The 4,327-nt window shown below is 39.3% G+C and carries 2 protein-coding genes; both read right to left on the reverse strand.

Features of this window, described 5'->3' with window-relative positions:
* Positions 1-1,747: hypothetical protein (locus tag A6733_RS08060; protein ID WP_141663502.1), on the reverse strand; the 1,747-nt coding region annotated here is incomplete at its 3' end.
* Positions 1,748-3,217: 1,470 nt separating this feature from the next.
* On the reverse strand, positions 3,218-4,327 hold a 1,110-nt coding region (locus A6733_RS09245; RefSeq protein WP_176696809.1), incomplete at its 5' end, for a hypothetical protein.

A 4,327-nucleotide genomic window follows, 5' to 3' on the forward strand; every position in this document is an offset into this window, starting at 1 on the left:
AACTGGAAGAAGAATGCACAAAAACTGCGTCACCACTTCCTGAAGCCACATCCTCATTTGTAACTCTACTACTACTTTCTAATGCATTTCTTTGATCTATCGTACGTCTTTGGAAAGCTGAAAATGCTGCTGCAGGAATACCAGTAACATTAAGGACATTAATAACATCTTCACAACAAATATCATCCAATGATTCATCTTCTAGTTCAGCAAAAACTCTATTAGCTACCCCATCCCACTCCGTGTTAAATATAGACTCCACTGCCTCACGAATAGCACAATCTAGTTTCGATAAAAAATCTAACAAACCAGCTCCACTTAATTGCACCAGCTTATCAGAGGAGCTTGATAATACCCGAATACTAGAAAGTGCACGTACAAAATCAGGACGGTACTTACAATGATAGACAGAAAGACACCTAGATACAAAATTATACAGGTGCAGTTCTCTATACATCTTGCACCAAATAGCTCGCCCAACCGCGGAAAGTTCACTATTACCTACAGCCTCCAAGAGGTAATTAAGTATCGACTTCGAATAAGACGCTCTGGCAGCTTCACGGAGATTAGAAAATAGCTTATAAACTAGTTTAGCACTAGCAGGATGTAATTTAACACCCAGCAAGTCAACACATTTAATAGACTGTACTACCCCAACATTACCATGAATAACTCCTGCTTCAGAATGAGTAGGTTCAGAAGGTGCACTAGAAACATCTTCCGATGGCAACGAAGATCCTAATTGTGACTCAGACTGAGATGGTAATGACTGAGGACTGGGAGGTGAGGAATGCGTAAGATCTATAACATCAACTCCTCCTGAGAATACCTTACTATACTTCTTATACCTTTTAGTACTTGCATGTATTCTTAAATACGGTACTAAAAACGTTACTATCGGTGGAACACTAGCAATATCTAAGACATTGGTAAAATCTACACAACTAATATCACTCAAGGATTTACCTTCTAGAGGACTGATAATTTTACCAGTTGATTCATTCCAACGAGAGTTAAAAAAACTAACCATCATGCCAAAAATAGCAGAATCTAGTTTAGATAAAAAATTCAGCAACTCATCTCCAGCTAATATCTCCGCATCACTTCCAGAAGAATTAGATAATACTTTAATAGTAGGAAGAGAACGTACAAAACCAGGTCTGTGCTTAGCATGGTACTCACGAAAGCATTTATATGAAAAACCAACTTCACACAGCACCCTGTAAGTACGGCACCAAATAGTTCGCCCAGTAACCGACAGTTTATCACGCACTTCTGGCGGGAGTTGTTTGCTTATTAAACTCTCGTAAACACGTGCAGCGAGTACACTAGCATCATAAAAGAGAACATTAATAGCTCCAACATTATCTGGATGTAACTTAACACCCAGTGAATCAAGAACAACAGGGTCAACATTAAAGGAAGCAATCTCTCTGGCAGAAGTCCCACCCCCAGTCTTTTCAGCATCTCCTCCTTCTTTAGCAGTAGTTAAAGTAGCGGTAGCTGAAGAATAAACGGCGACAGGCTTTTTGGCAGAAGCCTTGCCTTTGCCCCTAGCACTTACTTCCTTACCCACAGCAGCAATAGCTGAAGTATGGATAGCTGAATCGGTGGCAGGAGGAGCCTCAACTTGCTGCAAATCACCCACAGAAGCACAACTTTGCGCAGCGCCACCTTCACCATTGCCGCCATCATCCCTGCTCTCCGAGGAACCACTAGGAGCAACAGCACCAGATACGGGATACATAACAACCTCTTTGCTTATATTTTTATTATTATTCCTGTCTTATTCTTCTCTTATCAACTAATTTACTGATCATCCTAACATATTATCATAAGTTCACATACCAAAATTACACAATATAAGTAGTCACAGTAACTCTACAAAACACGTACAACGCCACAAATAGGCAGAGTCGCATATTGCAATACTGTATCTCAATTCACAGAAAGCCAGCCCCACACATAAAGGCAAAGAAACAAAACATACCACCCATCAACTGCGGTAGCTTGAATATTATTTAATAAACATTTACATCCAATAAATATTAATTGTATAAATTAAGTATTAATACTACTACGCGACTGTGACGCTATAACATATTAAATGGTCATTACTAAACAGGCGTGTACTAGCAAAATACACTCAGTAGCACACAATTGACAGGCAATATAGGCGATAAATATAAATAGAACAATACAAAACAGTTAACCAATAATTAATATCAATACAAGTAAGCCACGCACGTATGCATAAAACTTACATGAAACACATCTACAGTACAAAAAACCGGCACGCTTAACCGGCACGCTTATGAATATTTTAAATAGTATTAACCATTTTAATCAGTATCAGCAATACTTAAAAAAATAACTTATACTCCCACTCCACATATTTCACCAATTCAATAATGAAAAACAAATACAGACCCACTGCACATAACATGCAACACCTTATTTGATACAAAAATTAAATTACTGTATAAACTTAACAATCTAAACTCGACAATCGTGTATCATGTGTAACATAAATATCTAGCATAGGTTATCGCATACAAATCTAGATATATTTAATTAATCTACAGTAGATATATTAGTATTTACAAAAAAACAGCCTTGCCTTACAAGTTTAACAGTTAACTATCGGAACTACGATTCTCCACTATAGCTGTATACGCCAATACTACTAGGCGCTAATTGATTCAATGTACTCTGTGTTATAAGGTCGTAATGCTGAGATGAAAAAATCAGATTTTTGGATTACGTTATTATTTACGTATAATCACACTCTGGGTACACGAAAACACATAAAAAAACTTAATGTTTTAACGTCACTAAGTTATCCATCAAAAAGTAGTAGCAGTAATTAATAGTGCACAAACTATGAACAATATGAAGTACGAATCAACACATTAATATAAAAAAATTAAATTATTAACTAAGTATGGTATTCACTAAAGATTGTAATATTTGTTGAATAATAAGGTAGGCAGGCCTCAAAAAAATCACCCATAAAATCTGAATAGATGAATAAACATAAAAAAACAAAACACAGCCTTTATACAAGCTTAGAGGAAATGCAAGGAAGAAGCTCTATCGTATAAAAATAAACTTCTGCACACAACAAATGCATAAAATGCATGTAATACTAATAGCAAGTAGTAAGATCAATTCTTACAATTAACTACGCCTTTTCCTTTTACGTCCACTTCCCCTCCTAAGCACTACCTTGATATGATGAAGAAGAAGACGCCCCATCTCTACCACCTCTTATGGACCCACTTGATTCACCAGCAGGAGGTGGTGAAGAAGGTAGTCCCATCAGCAATGCTGCCAACCTCGCCCCCTCTTCCTCAGCAGATGTTCTATTGGCAGCTACTAGTGAAACACTACTAACCTCCATAGACACAGAAGATAAAGGAGCGGCAGCAATATTACCACTCATGGACACAGAGGAAGAAGGTCCAGCAGCGGCTCTACTACTCGTAGGCACTACAAAAGGATCTATATATGAAGAAGACGCCCCATCTCTACCACCTCTTATGGACCCACTTGATTCACCAGCAGGAGGTGGTGAAGAAGGTAGTCCCATCAGCAATGCTGCCAACCTCGCCCCCTCTTCCTCAGCAGATGTTCTATTGGCAGCTACTAGTGAAACACTACTAACCTCCATAGACACAGAAGATAAAGGAGCGGCAGCAATATTACCACTCATGGACACAGAGGAAGAAGGTCCAGCAGCGGCTCTACTACTCGTAGGCACTACAAAAGGATCTATATATGAAGAAGACGCCCCATCTCTACCACCTCTTATGGACCCACTTGATTCACCAGCAGGAGGTGGTGAAGAAGGTAGTCCCATCAGCAATGCTGCCAACCTCGCCCCCTCTTCCTCAGCAGATGTTCTATTGGCAGCTAGTAGCGGAACACTACTAACCTCAACGAACGCAGAAGATAAAGGAGCGGCAGCAATATTACCACTCATGGACACAGAGGAAAAAGGTCCAGCAGCGGCTCTACTACTCGTAGGCACTACAAAAGGATATATAATAGAAGGTAAAGGTGAAGATGATCCATCTACTAAAGCTCCCAACGTAGAAACAGCACTGCCCACAGTCGAGACTAAAGCACCCCCGCCAATAGTAGTTGAAGAAGATTCTGCAACAGCGGTTGATTCAGATTCAGATGGTAATACAGGCCCAGGTTGAGATAATAATCCAGGCTCAGATTGAGCTAACAGTTCAGGTTGAGATAGTAATTCTGGTTCAGGCTGAGATAATAGTTCAGACTGAGGTTGTGAACTGGAAGAAGAATGCACAAAAACTGC

This window comes from Candidatus Ichthyocystis sparus (assembly GCF_900078745.1).
Lineage (GTDB): Bacteria > Pseudomonadota > Gammaproteobacteria > Burkholderiales > 2013Ark19i > Ichthyocystis > Ichthyocystis sparus.